Raw genomic sequence first — 20,112 nt, forward strand, 5'->3', positions numbered from 1 at the left:
CCTTGGTGAGCCGTTACCTCACCAACTAGCTAATGCGCCGCGGGCCCATCTTATAGCGACAGCCGAAACCGTCTTTCAGTATTTCACCATGAAGTAAAATAGATTATTCGGTATTAGCCCCGGTTTCCCGGAGTTATCCCAAACTATAAGGTAGGTTGCCCACGTGTTACTCACCCGTCCGCCGCTAACGTCAAAGGAGCAAGCTCCTTCTCTGTTCGCTCGACTTGCATGTATTAGGCACGCCGCCAGCGTTCGTCCTGAGCCAGGATCAAACTCTCCATAAAAAGAAATTTGATTAGCTCAAATTGTTTTGCTGGCATCATGTTTGATGTCCAAAATTTTGTTTCGTTCACCAACTCAAGGTTAGCTACTAAAAACTTTATTGATTACGTTTTGCTTGTTCAGTTTTCAAGGTTCATTTTGTTGCTGTTGTTTTCAGCGACTTTATTATCATAACTTGTATCCGATAAGAAGTCAACAACTTTTTTCAAATCTTTTTTCAAATCTTTTTTTCAAGTCGTCCTTCTTGTTAAGGACAAGTAATAATATATAATATAGCAATTTATAAATCAAGCTTTTTTAAAAAAAAGTTTAAAAATCTTTTTCTCATCGACTACAAATAAGAGAATTCCTACTATAACAATGAATCCGCCAAAAATTTGTGTGGCTATTAAATACTCTTTAAAAATTAGAAGAGCTAAAATGGCCGCGCCAATTGGTTCAAATAAGATCGCAACGGAGACTACATTTGTACTAACGTATTTAATAGACCAATTAAATAGAGTATGACCAAATAAATTAGGAACTATCGCTAATAAAATAAACCATATCCAGTCCATAGCAGAATATGGACCGAACGATTCCCCTTTAATAAGAACATAGATAAACAATGTAATTGTACTAACAGCATAAACAATCATCGTATATGTCACAAGAGATAATCTTTTCCGTACATCTTGTCCAAATAAAAAGTAAGCTGTAACGAGTGCGCACGCGACAAGAGCAAGCATGTCTCCATAAAATGCAGTACCGCTAAGTTTAAAATCTCCCCAACTAATTAAAATACTACCGACAATAGCAATAACTCCTGCAAAAATGGTTTTCAGGGTAATGTTCTCTTTAAAGAAAAAATATGTACCTACAAATGCAAACAATGGCTGTAGTGTAACCAAAACTGTAGAACTTGCTACAGAAGTGTAATTAAGTGATTCAAACCACAAAATAAAATGAAAGGCTAAAAATATACCTGCAACAGAAGAAAATAGCCAATCACGTATTCTTAATCCCTTTACCTCCTTAGCGTACTTCCAAAAAAACAGAGGAGCCATTATTAACACCGAAAAGAACATACGGTAAAACGCAATAACCCCCGCTTCTGCATTTGCTAATTTTACAAATATGGCAGATAAGGATACTGAAATAACGCCAATAAAAATAGGTATGTATGGATGAATTTTTGGTTTCTCCATAAAATCCAACCTCCAATCAATTTTGTCTAGGTAGCATTACGTCTGGATTCGGTTTTACGCTCAGGCCTGCATGAGGGCCGACACGATGTCGGTCATTTCGGTAATGCCACAGGACGTGGCGTTTTTACCGATGCAGGTCAGTTAGCCGTTATCGCATGGATACGATGATTTTAGGCTAACATCCTTTAAAGACTCCTTTCCAATCCCGTGAAATCTGCGGGAAACTTTAACTTATACTCACATTCATCTCACTACATATAGAGGTAAAGACATTTGTAGCCGACGCTTTGCTTTCGCTACATAAAACTTTTGTGGCTGTCGCTTTGCTTTCGCTGTATAGAACAATTGTGGCTGCAGCTTTCTTTCGCTACCAAAAATATGTGCAGAAAGAATTAAAAATACTTATACTTCATTACGATCGTGATGTACAATACAAAAAAGTAATGTACATATAATAATGACACCTTGCATATCTCTTAGCAATACGAAATATCTGTGGAGGGTTGCGTATGGAAACCTTGGAAAATATGATTACATATGAAGTTGGCATAAAATTAGTAATTGCAGCCACATTAAGTTTAGTAATCGGCATCGAAAGGGAATTAAAAAAGAAGCCTGTAGGATTAAAAACGAGCTTAGTTATTGCTACATTTAGCTGTTTACTCACTATTATTTCGATTGAAACCGCCTACTCAACACCCCCTAGGTCAGGAATCAATATAACAATGGACCCCCTTCGTTTGGCTGCTCAAATTGTTAGTGGAATTGGATTTCTTGGAGCAGGTGTTATTTTAAGACGCGGGAATGATAGTATCTCAGGTTTAACAACTGCAGCAATGATTTGGGGAGCTGCGGGAATAGGGATTGCAGTTGGTGCAGGCTTCTATATAGATGCTACATTAGCCGTTATTATCATTGTCTTCGGAATTGAGGTTTTATCGCCGTTTCTAATGAAAATAGGACCAAGAAGAATTCGTATGCGAGAAATATCATTGAAGGTTCAGATTAATAATGATGAAAAGAGTGAATCCTTTTTACAATTCCTAAAGGAAAACAATATTATTATCGAAAACATACGCATTCAAGATATTCCGGATCCTGAACATGTTTTTCACGAATTAGATTTACGCTTATCATTAATAGTCTCTGATAACTTACTGTCATTTTATCGTTCATTACGAACACTACCCTATATAGAAAAAATCGAGATGGAAATTTTAAACTAGTTGGAGGATTCTTTTGTGGCAGAAATATTGAAACTATTAAAAAACGGGAATAAACCTTCTCTGTTGGCAGCAGTTGTCAATGCCTTTTTAGGAATTATTAAAGGTGTTGCCTTCTTCTTTACAGGTAATGTTGCCATGTTTGCAGAAATGATGCACTCACTAGGAGATGCAGCAAACCAATTATTCGTTTATATCGGCTCAGCGCTTTCGAAAAAAGCACCGACAAAACAGTTTCCTGGAGGCTTTGGCCGAATAGTAAATTTAGTTTGTCTTTTTGCTGTTATAATTGTGGCGATCCTTTCTTATGAAACTATAAAAGAAGGCTGGCATCATTTTATACACCCAGCTGGAGAATCTAAAGGAATGTTCATTGCACTTGGCGTATTATTGATTGGTATTGTTTTAGAAGGGTCAGTTCTTGCGAAGGCTGCCGTTGAAATACTACATGACGCTGGGCAGGAGAAAACTGGAATAATAACTGCTATCCCTAAAGCTTTTCCCTATTTAAATCGCGCAAAACCAGCAACAAAATTAGTGTTTATGGAAGACTTAGTGGCTACAGGCGGTAACTTCTTGGCCTTCGCAGCTATTTTAATCGCACATTTTACAGGCTGGACAAGAATAGAAGGACTTGTATCAATGATTATTGGCTGTATGATGTTCTATGTAGTAGCGAAAGTTTTCCTTGATAATGCGCGTGGGGTTATTGGTGAAACAGACGAAGAAATGCTAAATCATATTGCTCATCTTGTTATGGATGACCCAAACATTAAAGATATTGTTCGTTTAGAGGTCGTTAAAGAAGGCGAATTTTTACATGTGGAATTAGTTGCCGAAGCTGATCCTAACCTATCACTCGCTTTTTTAGATGATGTACGCGACCATTTAACAGAGGTCATTTCAAGTCAGAAAGGCGTATCAAAAGTAGCCATTTTATTTGATGAGGATGATGGGAAACTAGCTTGGGTGCATATTGGTGAAAGACCGGAAAACTCAACACCCAAACAATAACATCATGATCCAAAATAATTTTTCTAAATAAAATAAATAGCCAATTGCCTTATTTCAGGCAGTTGGCTATTTATTATACCAGCACTAGATGACTTTGTTCTCGTTTAACTTCTTTTGTATCTTCTATTAAGTAATCTAGAATCTCTTCATTATTTACAAAAACATGATCTGTTATCATAAAAGTTAATAACATTTTTAATGCAATAACCTTTTTTACACCTTGCTGTTGAATAACGATTTTTGAGAATTTTAATGTTGCCAATCGATTAGCTAATGCATATTCTTCTGCATTTGTAATCTCTCTTCCATCTGCATAGCAACCTAATATGAAATTACCCGCATAAGAATCTTTCAATACATTAGGATGCATAGATCGGTAATGTACCTCTGCAATTGAATCATCATTATTCATCATTTGATGAGTCACCAAATAATGTTTTAAAGCACCTTTTAAATCAATCGCAATAGCTGTATCTGCTAGTATTGTTCGATAATAAACTAGCACTATTTCAGCATCTCGTAAATAAGGTTCCACTTCTACAACGATTTCTCCAGAAGGACGTACAAAAACTTGTACATTTGCTTTATTTACACCATCTGTAAAGGTAATATTCGTTTGGCCACATTGTAAACTTTTAAAGAATATACTTTGATCAACGATATATCCCGTGACAATTTGGTCATTCTCAACTTGCAGTGATTTCGTTTCAATCCCCAATACTTCTACACAATTCTGCATTTTATAAACGTGCCGCTGAAATGGAGTCTTTATGCAACCCGATGTGACATTGCAATCTTCAAGCATTTGTTTCAACATTTGTCCCTCTCTATCCTAGTTTATTATTATCTTTATTTTAATAAACATAGTTGAACAAATTCTGAACAATTTTACAATTAACGAGAACATTCGACAAGGAATTAGTTATTTCCTAAGATTTTTGTTAGGACACTTGCACAATAAAAAATATGAGACTACAACGGGTAGCCTCATGTCTATTTTCATATTAAAGAGCGTTTTGCAAAATAGTTCGCACATCTTCTTCCTGTAATTTTTTGAAGTTTCCAAAGGGTCCATTTTGCATAGCATGCTCTACAATTTGCTGGAATTTTGAATCATCAATTTCATAATCTACAAGTCGACTCGGAGCTCCTAGTGAAGTCCAGAATGCCGATAAACGATCAATTCCTTCGTATGCAACCTCTTCTGGAGACTTCCCTGATGCGTCAACACCAAAAACGCGTGTTGCAATGCCTGCAAAACGTTCTGGATTTACGGGTACACATAGACGCATCCAATGTGGTTGTAATATCGCTAAACCACCTGCGTGCGGAATATCGTACACTGCAGATACAGCGTGCTCAATATTATGTGACGCCCAATCACCGCGAGAGCCAATTGATAAGAATCCATTTAACCCAATTGTTCCGGCTAATAAAATCGTTTCACGCAACGGAATATTCTCTAAATCTTCTATTAATTCAGGTGCTGTTGCAATGACAGTTCTTAATACTCCTTCACACATTTCGTCTGTAATCGGTGTATTCGTCGTATTATGGAAATATTGTTCAAGTACATGCGACATCATATCAACCATACCGTAAACTGTATGATTTTTTGGTACTGTCACCGTATACGCTGGATTTAAAATCGAAAATTTCGGGAATACCGCAGGGCTACCCCAGCTTAGTTTTTCCTCAGTAGCCGCATTTGTAATAACAGAGCCTGAGTTCATTTCGGAACCTGTTGCAGCTAGCGTTAATACCGTTCCAAGCGGTAAAGCGTCCTGCACAAATACTTTACGCTTTACAATACCCCAAGCATCGCCATCATATTTTGCACCAGCGGCTATTAGCTTAGAACAGTCAATTACGGAACCACCTCCTACAGCTAGGACTAGATCAATATCTTCTTTTTTACAAAGATCAATACCAAGTCTTGCTGTTTCAACACGTGGATTTGGCTCAACACCACTTAGTTCAAATATTGTTTTATCGGCTTCTTGTAACTTCTCGATGACAGCATCGTATACACCATTTTTCTTAACGCTACCTCCACCATATACAACTAGCACCTTTTTACCATGCTGCGCTAACTCATTCGAAAGCTTTTCCAATGCATTTTCACCAAAATGTAACTTCACTGGGTTATAAAATGTAAATGAATCCATTCAATTCGCCCCTTTCTGCTTGGATTTTCTCATATTTATATTGGAGAAAGCAAAGAATAAAGATCCCTAAACATGAATCATGTAAGCATTATAAATACTAAAAATTTTCTCTGGTACTGAAATACCAATTTCCGATAATTTTTCTTGTATCCTCTCATAGCACTTTATACAATCCTGTTTTTTGTTTTGCCCAATTAAAAATTCTAGTAGTAGAAACATATAGTTTTCGTTAAACTCATCTAGCTCTAACGTCTTTTGTAAACAGTTTAATTTTAGTAATGAATTAATAGAAATTGTAGTAGTAATATACATTTCGAGTACATGTAAGATCCCTTGCTTTAAGCGCAGCTGGGTTTGAATAGCCCAAGAGTACTCCTCCTCCGCTAAAAAATCACCTTCATAGTAATTTAAAAGCTGCTGGATGGATATTTCATCATGCCTTTTCTGCTCTAGCAAATAAATAAATTTATCATAATCACTAGCAATTTCCACATTTAATTGATAATGATTATTGACCAATCGAATTGGATCTTGAATACCTTTTTCTTTAAGGTGCTTCCTTAACTGGTAAATAGACGTATGTAAGTTACTGGCCGCCTTCTCAAATTCTAAATCTGGCCAGAGCTCCTCTATTATGACAACATTTAACATAGGCTTTTTTTGATGAAACCATAAATATAAAAATAGTTCTCGCACTTTCCTAGTACGCCACTTCATAACCTCATGCTGGGCATCCAATAAATAAAAGCTTCCAAATGTATGTGCATATAAGAGATGTTCTTTTTTCACTTTTGCTACATCTTCTTGTAATTGCAACTTCTGCTGCGCTTTGATCAACGCCTTTATGAGCCGCTTCTCATGAACAGGTTTTAACAAATAATCCGTTGCCTCTACATCAAATGCATCCACTGCAAATTGGGCATGTGCTGTAACAAATATTATTTGTGTAGATGATGATTTCCCTTTTAATTGTTTTGCTACCTGTAAGCCATGCACATCAATCATTTCTATATCTAGAAAAACAACATCAATAGATTCTTTTTCTAGAAAAATCAGGGCATCGGCTGCATTCGTAAATGTTCCTTTAATAGAAATCTGAAATTGTGTAAGTCGATTTAACTTGAAACGTAAAACATCAATAGCCATTTTTTCATCATCTATGATAATAATATTCATGCTCCATCACCCTTCGGTAATAATATTAGAATAGTTGTCCCCTTTCCTTCCTCACTATTTAAACGAAGGCTCGCATTTTTCATTAATTTAAATTTTTTTAACGGATTTGTAAAACCAATGCGCGAACTTTCTTCATTAATTAATTGTTGTAACTTTTTAGCGGGTATACCTACCCCATTATCTTGTATTTTAATCCGAACAAATTGTCCTTCTCTCTGGACACTTACTTCAATTGTACCTCCCTCTGGCTTTTTGGAAATACCATGAAAAACGGCATTTTCCACTAAAGGCTGTAGCGATAATGCTGGAATCATAAGTTGTATAGATTCATCAATATCATATTTGACAGTTAAACGATTACCAAAACGCATCTTTTCAATATAAAGATATGCTTTTACGAGCTCCAATTCTTCTTCAATCAACACCATACTGTTACGATAATGAACATTGAGCTTTGCACGGAAGTAAGTTGCTAGGCAGTATAGTGCTTCCCTTGTATTATCCATATCGGAATAGCTCAATCCAATAATTGTATTGAGTGTATTATAGACAAAATGAGGGGTCACTTGCGCATATAAATAATTCATCTCAACTTCGATTGCATCTATTGATGATTGTCTAACCGCTAATAATGATTCTATTCGTATAAGCAATTCATCAGTTGCTACAGGCTTTCGTAAATAATCATTCGCTCCTACTTGCAAGGTTAGCACTAAATCAGAATGTTTCATAATAGCAGTTAAAACAATGATTGGTAGTTCTAACATGTCATATTGCTTGCGCACTTGCTTACATAATTCATAGCCCGACATACCTTCCATCATTAAGTCGACTAGCATACAATCCACTTGATTCGTTTTGATGTAGTCGATAGCGTCAAAGCCATTATCAACACCAATCACTGTATAGCCCTTTAGTGCTAATACATCCGCTAAAACCTTTATATTGACATGATCATCATCTACTACAAGTATTTTTTTATCGTTTCCATTATGAATCAACGGTAGCTCAAGTTGTAATATTTTGGATGTGTTGGCACGTGAGACGATTGCGAATGAGTTTTCAATACCCACTTGCTCTTCTGTTGCAAGAGGCATTGTGAATGTAAAGATTGTTCCTTCTCCTAAAGTACTTTTTACATAAATATCACCATTTAATTTATCTACAATATTTTTTGCAATGCTTAATCCTATTCCAAGGCCCTCTTTCTGATGATTATTTTTCACTTGATAAAACGAATTAAAAATGCGTTCTAAATCCTGAGCAGGAATCCCTTTTCCGGTATCGCTTACCTCGATGACCATATGTTTCTCTTGCTGATAGGCAGTTACAGTAATTTCTCCAATTTCGGTATGCTGGATAGCATTGTGTAACAGATTGTACAACACCTGCTTAAAGCGCAATTCATCGGTCAGCATGGGTGGCAATGTCAAATCTACTTCAACGAGTAATCGTACGTGACTATTAGTAGACATCACACTGCGAATTTCTGCTACTACCTCATTAATCACCGTTATTGCCACTGTACGAGGAGAGACACGTATTTCGCCAGACATATAATTGGATGAAAACAGTAAATCCTCTACTAAATAACCTAAACGCTGCGTCACATTATGAATTAAAATCACTTGCTCCTGTTGGGTACGCTTCAACGGCCCCTCAGCACCTTCCATTAGTGACTTTGATAAATTCAAAATCCCATTTAACGGTGTGCGCAATTCATGGGAGGTTTTCAGTAAAAATTCATCCTTCATTTGATTGTGTACTAATAGCTCTTTTGATAATGTCTGTGCATCCGTAAAGGCCTGATTCATACGATAGTTTAGGAGTAAAGTGAAGCCAACTAATGTACAACCCAAAAATACCAATTTACTATACTCATTAGGTACTTCTATTAAAAAATTAATGATTACTAATAACGCATAACAGCAACCTCCTGTAAAAATGATTAATATATATCGTGCACCTTCTAGTTTTTTCAAGATAACACGGATTAACATCAATTGCGTGTAGCCAGTTAACAAAATAATCAAAGCTACGTATGTAATTTGTCGAATAATCATTGCTTGTGCAGTCATTTCACTTGTATCGATATAAAATGGATTATAAATACCATATAGAAAAAAAACGCAACCTAGTGAAATAACAATTGTATTGACAATTTTTTTATTCGCCACTTGTGGATACATAGTATAAAGAAAAAGTATTTGACAAATATCGATTAGAGGGATAACACCGAGCTGTAAACGTGACTGCGTAAAGGTTTCTGCTATAGGAAAAACTTGAAAGAAAATCTTGTGATTAGTAAAGGACGACTGAAAACCTATCAGTAACATATAAAGTCCGAAAAACAATTCTTCTTTCCTTTTGCGACTTTGTCCATAGATAGTCAGATAAATGATGCCAAAAACGATATATCCAAAAATCACCAATACATCAATTAACCTCTTGTGATCGTAGAAATTCTGTATGCTCTCCCTTGTTCCAAATTCAACAGGATAAATCATTCCCGCTGTCGGATATTTATTGTAGCTAGCTACCTGTATTAATATATCAAGCTCTTGCTCGTCACTTTGCCCAATGGCAATAAATGTATCATCATTTTCTGATTGAAAGCTTGAGAAAGACGTACTTGGGTTTCCTTTTCCCCCAACCTTAATACCATTAATGAAAACACGACTAGATGAGTGAATATAGCGAAAAAACAAACCATACTGCCCTTCTGTAGGAACCTTTACTACAAGATGATATGTACCGACAAGAGGACCTTTTTCATTGAATTGAAAATAATCCTCCCATTTATCAGGAACTTTCATAGATATACGCCGCTCTTCGAAATCATCTAATGACTGTTGAGGCGATATCAGAACGTTTGGATAAAAAGACCAATCTCCATTGAGCTTAATGGTGTTATTATTTTCAAGTTGCTCATTTGAAACAACCGTCATTCCCTGTTTCACAATACTGTCATTATTTTCTAAAAAATAATGCCTATTCCCTATTACAAAAACTATGGCAAATAGCATGAAGATACTAAACACTATTACAAAATCTTTTTTCATTATTATGTTCCTACTATCGTTTGATTTATTTACATACATTCGATTGCTTAGTCATTTATTTTTTTATGTAATTTTTTCTATTATAAAATATTTGAACAAATTCTGAACAATAATTGGGAAGTTATTTAATAATTTACCCATTCACAAAGCCACGTTCAAACAATTCATTAACATATTCATAGTAGTCAGAGGTTGTTTTGACATCCGTAAATACTTCCTATTTGCGGCTTTTGCCATGTTTGATGCCACAACAGCAATTACACTTGTAGCCATAGCTGCTTTAAATAGTTTGTCGTAAAGTGTTGTGCTATTTTTCATCTTTATGTTCTCCCCTTCACTAAATATCGGCTTCATGATTTTCCTATTTAGTCTATAAGGGATGCCTGAACAGAATCTGAACAGATCTTTTAAAAATATCAACTTATTACCAAAAAAATCTTTTCAATCAATAAATAACTGAAAAACAGGCTAAAAAATACTTAGCCTGTAATTGCCCATACTTATTCAATTAATCTGCTCTTGCCCCTCTTCATCGATGAAATATGCATGAGGTTTTGCAGCCTCTTCAATTTCGTTAAACGCCCAGTGAGATGCCTTTACATCTGGGAAGCTTGGTGTTGTCACACCATGTAGTGGACCGCGTTCAAACATACGGTTCATCATCACCACGGCTTGGGCACGTGTTAAGTGCTCATCTGGTGCGAAACTTCTGTCTGCGCGACCGTTAATAATGCCTGCATTACGATTCGCTTCAATAATCCATTGCGCCCAGTGGCCTTTTGTATCATTGAATGTAATTGCTACATTTTCTTCGATATGCAGCTGCTTATAGTTCGCGACCACTGTAGCCATTTGTGCACGTGTGATATTCTCACTTGCGCGGAAGTTGCCATCCACATCCCCATTCATAATACCGCGCTCTTTGACAAAGGCAATTGCGCCAGCTGCAAAATGATTACTTGGAATATCATTGAATGGTGCCTTGCTAACTGCTTGGCCATCTGTATAGCCTAAGATACGCGCAATCATCGTTGCCACTTGGGCACGTGTCACGTTTTTCTCCGGACCAAATGTACCATTAGGGAAGCCTTTAATGTATGCTTCATGGTGGTGAATAGCTTGCTTTTCCACCTGAATAATCGTAAATGTACTAAACTTGTCCACTGTGAAACGTAAGCCAAGTTCACCCTTCGCCTTTGTCACGACTTCAGGGAATACAACTTTTTTCTCGCCATCCGAATGTTCAATAAAGACAGCTAATTGGTCTAGGAATGCTTGTCGCTCAGCTGCCGCTACTGGCACATTAACACCTTTCAATGGAAGTGTCACTTGTACTGGTCGACTTGGCATATTCGTTTCAATCGTCATTGGACGAGCTACGACACGTACATTATTGCTTTGCAGTGTTTTACGGACAACCTTCTCCACTCTTGCACGTTCTTCAATCGCCTTACGCTCACTTTCCTTTTTCACAGGTACTAAACGGAAGTAGAAATTATCATTCACACCGTCCATTGAGCTGAGTGGAATTGCAATCAGTCCATTCTCTGTAGCAAATTCTAATGATAAACCATTGTCATGTAGTAATTGAAGAGATTGTTTCGCTATTTCTATCGTTACTTTATCTACTTCATCATTGACATCCGGAATGACGATACGAACAATGTTATTGCCAATTCGGTTCGCTTTTTCTACAGCTTCCTTCGAGTTCGCTTCTGTTAATACCACAAAATCTGTGATTTCACCCTTGGCATGTTTTGTGCGCTCAATTTCTACTGTTGTTTTTTCCAGTGGGTTTTCGCCATCAATTTCTAATGCCACTTGGATTTTCGTTGTAGTTGTACCAGGTTCAGTCGTTGTTGGTGGAGCTGTCGTCCATGTATCTCCGCCACCGCCTGAGCCTGATGACGAGTCAGCGGCACGATAAACCGTAATTGTATATTGTTTGACTCCTGTACCATCTTGAACCGTAATAACTACGGTATTTGCACCGACTTGGAGTGGAACAAGACCATTTGTCGCAACTTGTCCATTCACAGTCATCGTCACTGTAGCATCTGGATTGCTCGGGAGTGCTGTAAATGTTAATTGAGACGTTGCGTAATTCACATTCATTGTGTAATTTGTGACTTTTGATGAGAAGTTTGGACTTAATGCGCCTGTTGATGGTGTTAGTGAGCCTAGACCTGATGTTGGTTGTGTAGGTTTCTTTACAAGTGCATTCTGCGCTGCTGTTAATGCTTGTAAGGCATCGTCTATTTCTGTTTGCGTAGCGCTTCCTTTTGTCAACATAGCTATTGCATCATTTAACGCTTTTTGGTAGTTTGACCAACTTTCTGGTGTATAGCTACCTGCCGATAAGTTCGCTGATTCATCTACTTTAGCTTGCAATGCTGTTTTATCTACTGTAGGAGCAGTCGGGGCATCTATTAATGCATGACGCGCTGCAACTAATTTTTCCCAAGCTGCATTCACCTCTTCTTGGGTTGCTTGTGGATTATTGAATACATCTTGAGCATCTTTTTTTGCCGTTTCAAATGCAGACCAACTATCTTGCGTATAATTCAACTCGCTAAACCCAGCGGCAATTGTAAGCTCTTTTTGCAGATTCGTTTTATCAACTGTTTTATCCGGATCTACAAACTCCAATCCATCATGTTTTGCTTTTAAAGCATTGTAAGCTGCTTCTATGTCAGCTTGTGTTGCATTTGGATTGTCCAATACAGCTTTTGCTGCACTCAATACTGGCTCTAAGTTATTCCAACTTTCAGGAGTATAATCTTCGTTTGTTAAGCCTTCGACAATCTCCACTCGTGTCGCTAAAAGTGATTTATCTGGCGCATCGACTGTTAAAAGTTTTGATACTATGCCAGATGTATGACCATTAAGTTCGGCTGTATACTCGACATTGTATATGCCGTTAGGTATATCTTTGTTCGGTGTGATGCTCCAGTTTCCATGTTCATCTGCTGTTGTTGTTAACGTTATGTTATCAGAATTTTTGATTTTTACTGTTGCACCTGGTGTTGCTGTTCCAGTAAATGTTGGTTTACCTGTACTCACCGTTTCTGTTGGTGCTGTTACTCCCACTGTTGGATTTGGAGCTGCTGTATCTACTGTCATGTTTACCGTTTGTTTTGCTATCTTGTCGCCTTTTTTTGCCTCGACTTCGATTATGTAGTCGCCATCTACTAAGTCAATGCTTGGCGTGAATGCCCAATTGCCACTTCCATCAACCGTCGCATTCCCACTCGCATTTGGTACTTCATTGCCGTCTTTATCTTTAATCACAACTTTCACCGTTGCGTCTTTATCTACTGTTCCTTTAATGTCTGGTTTCTTAGTGCTCACTTTACCTGTTGGATCCGTGATTTGTAGAGATGGTATGGCAGTGTTTGTCATAGTTTCTTCAAAGCTATTTACCGGTACACCATCTGTACCTGTTAATTTTCCTTGTCCGTCATACTCTACTTTTACGGATTTACCAGTGGAATCTGTCCCTGGTAATGTAATCAGTAATTGCTTTGGATCAGCTGGATTTACTTTCACATCGGCATCAGTTAGTGTAATTGTTTCAGTTCCTACTGTCACTGTAAATCCAGTTGCTTCAGGTGCTGTTAATTTGATGTCTTTATCAAACGACACGATAATTTGATTTTGATTCGCTGTGATTTCTTCCACTTTCACGCTTAGTGGTGCTGGTGCATCCGCTGCAAACGTGAAATATTGACCATTGGCTAATGTCGCTTTTGCAGCATAATGAGGTGCGCCATTTAAAGTAATCTCTGTTAATGTATGTTCAGTCGCTAGTGCAAAATCTGTATCGCTGCTTCCTACTCGTAATGTTGTGTTTTCTGGAAGAGCACTCTTTGGAATGGCAATTTCTACTTCACCCACACTTCCTGTATTTTGTACTTTCCAAATACGTTCAGCATGATTTTTGTGAGTTGTGCCGATTTGCTTTGTGAACGCTAGATCCTTGCCGTTATCGGCCCAAATCAAATATTGTCCATCTGTAAGCGTACCTTGATTAGCCAAATTTGTAGCTGTAAGTGCCTCAACACCAATTGCAACCTGTGTACCTTCGTTAATGCTTCGGCTTTGCTTTTGCTCAAGGTCCTCTGCATTGTCACGACCGATACCAGCGATATTTTGTTGATACTTGGTGTTTGCATCCCACACAACCGTGTTATTCGTCGCAACGTAATTGCTAGCACCATCATTTAACGTAATGCCATATTTTACGGCTAAATACGTTTCAATTTTAGCAGCATCTGCACTTATTTCCCCATCATACAAAATAACCTCTGCCACATCAGCATTGAGACCTGAGAAGTTACTACCAGAAGCTCCAGGTCCAGTAGCTCCAATAACAGGTGTAAATGTAATGGGTTTAATTGTAATTGTTGGTTGGCCTACAGTAGTCAGCTGTCCATTTATTCTTGCTAATGCCTTTGTGCCATCATCATTCATTTCATAGTTTGCCATTTGGAATATTTTTCTATTAGCAGGTCCAAAAGAGCGCCATGTAGAGTTTGCACCTGTCCCTACTGCGAAATAGTTTCCACCGCTTCCACCCCCACCTAAAATCTGAGTACCGTACTTGATTATTTCCGTAGAACCAACAAGTGCCCCTGCAGTCCCAGCTTCAGGCCATTTATAAACCGCATATCCAGACTGGAAAGTAATCTGTTTATCTCCTACTAATTTAGCAGATTGATTATAGTGAGCTGCTCCACTTGGGTTATCAAATTTTACACTTGGGTTAAAGTTCACACCATTTACGTTATACTTCGGTGTTCTCTCTTCTTGTCCTGTTGGAATATCAAGTGTAAAATTCACTGGTGCTACAGATTGATCAGCCCAATGTGTTAAATTTCCAGCACTTTCTTTTACACCTTCATTTGATTTCAACCATAGTACTGGTTGTGTACTTACACCACCCGGATTCACAGGATCCGCTGCTAGCGCTTTTTTAGGCAACCCTGTCAGCGAAACACTACTTGTCACAAGTGTAAGTGAAAGCATGACCGTAAGTGAACGCTTCCACCATTTTTTCTGTTTCGTTTTGATATGCATCCTTTTCCCTCCTACCTATTTAAAACTCCGTTGTTTTTCATTAAATATTTTCGCCCCTTTCAAATTTTTAACACCGTCATACCTCAATTTACTATAGTCTTCCTGAACAGAATCTGAACAATTAGTTCTATTTGTCTATATATCAATTCTATCTACCTGCACATATAATCTATCCATATGTTCAGATTTTGTTTAGGTAGTCATTGTATAGTAGAGACAGTGCATAGAACAAAGGAATTTTGCTTATGATTATGTTAAATATTGTAACTATTTGGTTTGTTGTTATTTTCGGTGGATTAGGTATATTGAAATATATGGTTATACAAAAGGAGCGGAAAGTAAGAAAAGCGATGTTAGAAAAGCGGCTGGAGCATCTTATCCAAACGAATAAATTCAAATCGCCCCAAGAAAAAAACGAGTCATCCTAATGATATAGGAGTGACTCGTTTTGTATTTATTTATTTATTTATTTATTTATTTATTAAACCCATCCACGGAAGCGTGAAGCTTCTGCAGTGCGGCGAACACCTACCATATAAGCTGCTAAACGCATGTTAATGTTACGTGTTGTCGCTGTTGTATAAACGTTTTCAAACGCATCAACCATTTTTTTGTAAAGACGTTCTTCAACTTCTTCTTCTGTCCAGTAATAACCTTGGTTATTTTGTACCCATTCGAAGTAAGAAACTGTTACACCACCAGCAGATGCTAATACGTCTGGTACAAGTAAAATGCCACGATCAGTTAAAATTCTAGTTGCTTCAGAAGTTGTTGGACCGTTCGCTGCTTCAACTACAATGTTTGCTTTAATGTTGTTTGCATTATCAGCAGTAATTTGGTTTTCAATAGCAGCTGGCACTAAAATATCACAATCAAGTTCTAGTAATTCTTTGTTTGAAATTGTGTTTTCAAATAATGTTGTTACCGTACCAAAGCTATCGCGACGATCTAATAAGTAGTCGATATCTAAACCTTCAGGATCATGTAGTGCACCATAAGCATCTGAAATACCGATTACTTTTGCACCTAAATCATGCATGAATTTCGCTAGGAAGCTACCTGCGTTACCGAAGCCTTGAATAACAACGCGCGCACCTTTTATATCAATGCCACGTTTTTTCGCTGCTTCTTGGATAACGATTGTTACACCTTGTGCAGTCGCACGGTCACGACCTTGAGAACCACCAAGCACTAATGGCTTACCTGTGATGAAACCTGGAGAGTTGAATTCGTCCATACGGCTGTATTCATCCATCATCCAAGCCATAATTTGTGCATTCGTAAATACGTCTGGCGCAGGAATATCTTTTGTTGGTCCTACGATTTGACTAACTGCACGTACATATCCACGGCTCAATCGTTCGATTTCATCCATAGACATTTGACGAGGGTCACAGATGACACCGCCTTTACCACCGCCATAAGGTAGATCCACGATACCACATTTCAATGTCATCCACATTGAAAGCGCTTTAACTTCTTCCTCAGATACGGCCGGATGGAAACGAACCCCACCTTTAGTTGGTCCTACTGCATCATTATGTTGTGCACGGTAACCAGTAAATACTTTTGTTGTACCATCATCCATTTTCACTGGAATACGCACTTGTAGCATGCGAAGCGGTTCTTTTAACAATTCATACATTGCTTCGTCATAGCCAAGTCTATTTAGAGCCTCTTGAATGACTTCTTGAGTTGATGTGAACAGATTTAAGTTTTCAGACATTATTAAATCGCCTCTTTGTTTTTATAATGATAGTATATCGGCATCATTGTAACATACTTCCGAATTGAAATGTGAACATTTTGTTAAACTTTAAAAACTTTTTCAATTTGCTCAATTGACCAATCTAAATCCTCTTGTGAAATAACAAGTGGTGGCGCAAATCGAATGACAGTATCATGTGTTTCTTTACATAATAGGCCTAATTCTTTAAGCTTTTCACAGTACGGGCGTGCTGCCTCTGTTAATTCCATTCCGATAAATAAACCACGACCACGAACGTCTTTAATGACTGGGTTGTTAATTTCTTTTAATTTCCCTTTAAAGTATTCACCAAGTTCGTGTGAACGCTCTGCTAATTTTTCATCTAGTAATACTTTAATTGAAGCAATAGATACAGCACATGCTAAAGGATTACCACCGAAAGTTGAGCCGTGTGATCCTGGATTGAATACACCTAAGATTTCACGATTTGCAGCTACACAAGAAATCGGGAATACACCGCCGCCTAAAGCTTTTCCTAAAATGTACATATCAGGTTCTACTTCTTCCCAATCACATGCGAACATTTTACCCGTACGTGCTAAACCAGCTTGGATTTCATCCGCAATGAATAAAACATTGTTTTCACGGCATAGCTCGCGAGCAGCTTTTAAGAAGCCTTCTGATGGAATAACGATACCCGCTTCACCTTGAATTGGCTCAATTAAAAACGCTGCTGTGTTTGGAGTAATTGCTGCTTTTAATGCATCCAAGTTACCGTAATCTACTAACTTAACATTCGGTAACATTGGACCGAAGCCACGACGATATTCTTCGTCAGATGATAAAGATACAGCAAGCATAGTACGACCATGGAAGTTACCATTACATGCGATGATTTCAGCTTTGCCATCTTCTACGCCTTTTACATCATAAGCCCAACGACGAGCTGCTTTAAATGCAGTTTCTACCGCTTCTGCACCTGTATTCATCGGTAATACCATTTGTTTATTCGTTAATTTACCAACAAGCTCATACCATTCACCAAGGTTTTCGCTATAAAATGCACGAGAAGTTAATGTTACTTTATCAGCTTGTTCTTTTAACGCTGCGATAATTTTTGGATGACGATGCCCCTGATTTACAGCAGAGTAGGCTGATAGCATATCTAAATATTTGTTACCTTCTGGATCTTTTACCCAAGCACCTTCAGCCTCTGAAATAACGATTGGTAGCGGGTGATAGTTTGCAGCACCAAAATTTTGAGTTTGTTCAATAACTTGATTTGTTTTTGTCATATAGTTTTCTCTCCTTACGTTCATGATGAAAATCTCTGGTAGACTCTGTTTTTCTATAAGTAAATTCAATAGAATAATTTCAGCATTTTCTGAATATAAAAAGCAAGAATCTGCACACTACTCCTAGGTAAGCCACCTCGACATTAGCGCCTGCGGTTCTTGTCGGACTCACTTTACCAGGAGGAGTCTCGCAGATTCTCTTATAATTTATGCCTCCACATAATTGCGTCCGGAGGCAACTTCTTCTGTCAGCCGAAAGAAGTTATAGCATTTCAGAAGTTGTTTTTGCTTGCATGTGAAGTTGTAGATAGTCAGGGCCACCTGCTTTTGAGTCAGTACCTGACATATTGAAGCCACCGAATGGTTGGTAACCAACGATTGCACCAGTACAGCCACGGTTGAAGTATAAGTTACCTACATGGAAATCTTCACGTGCTTTTTCTAAGTTCATACGATTATTTGTAATAACCGCACCAGTTAAGCCGTATTCAGTATCATTTGCAATATCAATTGCTTGATCGAAATCTTTAGCTTTTGTAATAGCTACAACTGGTCCAAAGATTTCTTCTTTCATAACGCGTGCAGAAGGATCTACGTCTGCAAATACTGTTGGTTGGATGAAGTAACCAACTGAATCATCAGCTGTACCACCTGCAACAAGGCGACCTTCTCCTTTACCAATTTCAATGTACTCTGTTACTTTATTGAATGCTGCTTGGTCAATAACTGTTGCCATGAAGTTGTTGAAGTCTGATGGGTCACCAACTGTTAACGTGTTTGTTAATTCCACTACACGGTCAACAACTTGGTCATAGACATCTTCAACGATAATAGCACGAGAACATGCTGAACATTTTTGACCAGAGAAGCCAAATGCTGATTTTACGATAGATTGTGCTGCAAGCTCTAGATCTGCTTCTTTATCAACAACGATTGTATCTTTACCGCCCATTTCAGCGATAACACGTTTAATCCAAATTTGACCGTCATTTAATACAGACGCACGTTGGTTAATACGTAAGCCTACATCACGAGATCCTGTGAAGCTGATGAAACGTGTTTTTGGATGATCAACTAAGTAGTCACCTACTTCTGCACCAGAACCTGGTACAAAGTTCACAGCTCCTGCTGGAAGACCAGCTTGCTCTAACACTTCGATAAATTTATAAGCAACTACAGGTGTTGTTGAAGCTGGTTTTAATAATACAGTGTTACCTGTTACTAAAGCTGCCACCGTTGTCCCTGCCATAATAGCGAATGGGAAGTTCCATGGTGAAATAACAATACCAATACCTAATGGAATATAGTCATAACGGTTATATTCACCTGGACGACTTTCTACAGGTTGACCTTCTTTAATACGTAGCATTTGACGACCATAGTATTCTAAGAAATCAATTGCTTCTGCAGTATCTGCATCAGCCTCAGCCCATGGTTTACCTGCTTCTTTTGTTAAAAGTGCAGAGAATTCATGTTTACGACGACGGATAATTGCCGCTGCTTTAAATAGTACGTCTGCACGAATAGCTGGATCTACTTTTTTCCAAGTTTTGAATGTTTCGTCCGCAGCTTGCATTGCTTTTTCAGCTAGTTCTTTGTTTGCTTTTGATACGCGACCAATTACTTCTGTTTTCTTTGCTGGATTATATGAAATGATTTTATCTTCTGTCGTAATACGTTCTCCACCAATTATAAGTGGATAATCTTGACCTAAATAACCTTCTACTTTATTTAATGCTTCTAAATAAGCGTTGTAATTTGCCTCTTGAGTAAAATCTGTGAATGGTTCGTGTTTGTATGAAATCATACTAAATCCTCCCTCGTGAGATATGTTTTAAGTGTGCAAAAAACATTGACGCAAAATATCTTTGCGTTTAGAATATTCTTACACTTATTATAATGCAAAATTTCGTTGCAT

Annotated in this window: 12 protein-coding genes, 1 rRNA gene and 1 pseudogene; 3 read left to right on the plus strand and 11 right to left on the minus strand. The window is 37.7% G+C overall.

Annotated elements, in window-relative coordinates:
• Positions 1 to 284, minus strand: a 16S ribosomal RNA gene (locus ACIQ7T_RS06445); the annotation flags it as partial.
• A 285-nt stretch (positions 285 to 569) separates the two neighbouring features.
• Positions 570 to 1,469 (minus strand): DMT family transporter, encoded by a 900-nt coding sequence (locus ACIQ7T_RS06450; protein ID WP_402869239.1) that lies wholly within the window; start codon positions 1,467 to 1,469, stop codon positions 570 to 572.
• Positions 1,470 to 1,978: 509 nt separating this feature from the next.
• On the opposite strand from ACIQ7T_RS06450, the gene ACIQ7T_RS06455 reads away from it, so the two are divergent.
• On the plus strand, positions 1,979 to 2,695 hold the full coding sequence (locus tag ACIQ7T_RS06455; RefSeq protein ID WP_370077979.1) for an MgtC/SapB family protein: 717 nt from the start codon (positions 1,979 to 1,981) through the stop codon (positions 2,693 to 2,695).
• A 15-nt stretch (positions 2,696 to 2,710) separates the two neighbouring features.
• Positions 2,711 to 3,706 carry a cation diffusion facilitator family transporter gene (locus ACIQ7T_RS06460; RefSeq protein ID WP_370077981.1) on the plus strand — a complete coding sequence of 332 codons (996 nt, stop codon included), beginning with the start codon at positions 2,711 to 2,713 and terminating at the stop codon, positions 3,704 to 3,706.
• Positions 3,707 to 3,779: 73 nt separating this feature from the next.
• Here the strand turns inward: ACIQ7T_RS06460 and ACIQ7T_RS06465 are convergent, their stop codons facing one another.
• The 6 genes and pseudogenes from ACIQ7T_RS06465 to ACIQ7T_RS06490 all read right to left on the minus strand — a co-directional run bounded on the left by ACIQ7T_RS06465 (position 3,780) and on the right by ACIQ7T_RS06490 (position 15,191).
• A complete protein-coding gene (locus ACIQ7T_RS06465; protein ID WP_370077983.1) occupies positions 3,780 to 4,523 on the minus strand; it encodes a hypothetical protein in 744 nt (247 codons plus the stop codon).
• A gap of 187 nt (positions 4,524 to 4,710) precedes the next feature.
• Entirely contained in the window at positions 4,711 to 5,874 is a 1,164-nt protein-coding gene (locus ACIQ7T_RS06470) for an iron-containing alcohol dehydrogenase (protein ID WP_370077985.1), read from the minus strand.
• A 66-nt stretch (positions 5,875 to 5,940) separates the two neighbouring features.
• Positions 5,941 to 7,050, minus strand: coding sequence for a response regulator (locus ACIQ7T_RS06475; protein ID WP_370077987.1), 1,110 nt, complete (start codon positions 7,048 to 7,050; stop codon positions 5,941 to 5,943).
• On the minus strand, positions 7,047 to 10,112 hold the full coding sequence (locus ACIQ7T_RS06480) for a sensor histidine kinase (protein ID WP_402869243.1): 3,066 nt from the start codon (positions 10,110 to 10,112) through the stop codon (positions 7,047 to 7,049). Before ACIQ7T_RS06480 ends, ACIQ7T_RS06475 begins: the two co-directional genes overlap by 4 nt.
• Before the next feature lie 133 nt (positions 10,113 to 10,245).
• Positions 10,246 to 10,290 (minus strand): annotated as a pseudogene (locus ACIQ7T_RS06485) (hypothetical protein); the annotation flags it as partial.
• A 326-nt stretch (positions 10,291 to 10,616) separates the two neighbouring features.
• On the minus strand, positions 10,617 to 15,191 hold the full coding sequence (locus ACIQ7T_RS06490; RefSeq protein WP_370077991.1) for a DUF8202 domain-containing protein: 4,575 nt from the start codon (positions 15,189 to 15,191) through the stop codon (positions 10,617 to 10,619).
• A gap of 245 nt (positions 15,192 to 15,436) precedes the next feature.
• Between ACIQ7T_RS06490 and ACIQ7T_RS06495 the strand changes: the two genes are divergently transcribed.
• Complete coding sequence (locus tag ACIQ7T_RS06495; protein WP_402869245.1) at positions 15,437 to 15,619, plus strand: hypothetical protein; 183 nt, start codon at positions 15,437 to 15,439, stop codon at positions 15,617 to 15,619.
• Positions 15,620 to 15,672: 53 nt separating this feature from the next.
• Here ACIQ7T_RS06495 and ACIQ7T_RS06500 read toward each other — a convergent pair whose 3' ends face one another.
• The 3 genes from ACIQ7T_RS06500 to pruA all read right to left on the minus strand — a co-directional run bounded on the left by ACIQ7T_RS06500 (position 15,673) and on the right by pruA (position 20,001).
• A complete protein-coding gene (locus ACIQ7T_RS06500; RefSeq protein ID WP_370077993.1) occupies positions 15,673 to 16,917 on the minus strand; it encodes a Glu/Leu/Phe/Val family dehydrogenase in 1,245 nt (414 codons plus the stop codon).
• Positions 16,918 to 17,000: 83 nt separating this feature from the next.
• The gene (locus ACIQ7T_RS06505; RefSeq protein WP_370077995.1) at positions 17,001 to 18,194 is read right to left on the minus strand and encodes an ornithine--oxo-acid transaminase; all 1,194 of its coding nucleotides are present in this window, start codon (positions 18,192 to 18,194) and stop codon (positions 17,001 to 17,003) included.
• A gap of 262 nt (positions 18,195 to 18,456) precedes the next feature.
• Positions 18,457 to 20,001, minus strand: a complete 1,545-nt coding sequence (gene pruA / locus ACIQ7T_RS06510; protein WP_370077997.1) for an L-glutamate gamma-semialdehyde dehydrogenase — start codon at positions 19,999 to 20,001, stop codon at positions 18,457 to 18,459.
• Between the last annotated feature and the right edge of the window lie 111 nt (positions 20,002 to 20,112).

Origin of the sequence: Lysinibacillus sp. NPDC096212, from assembly GCF_044763105.1 — a bacterium.
In the GTDB taxonomy this organism is placed as follows: domain Bacteria; phylum Bacillota; class Bacilli; order Bacillales_A; family Planococcaceae; genus Lysinibacillus.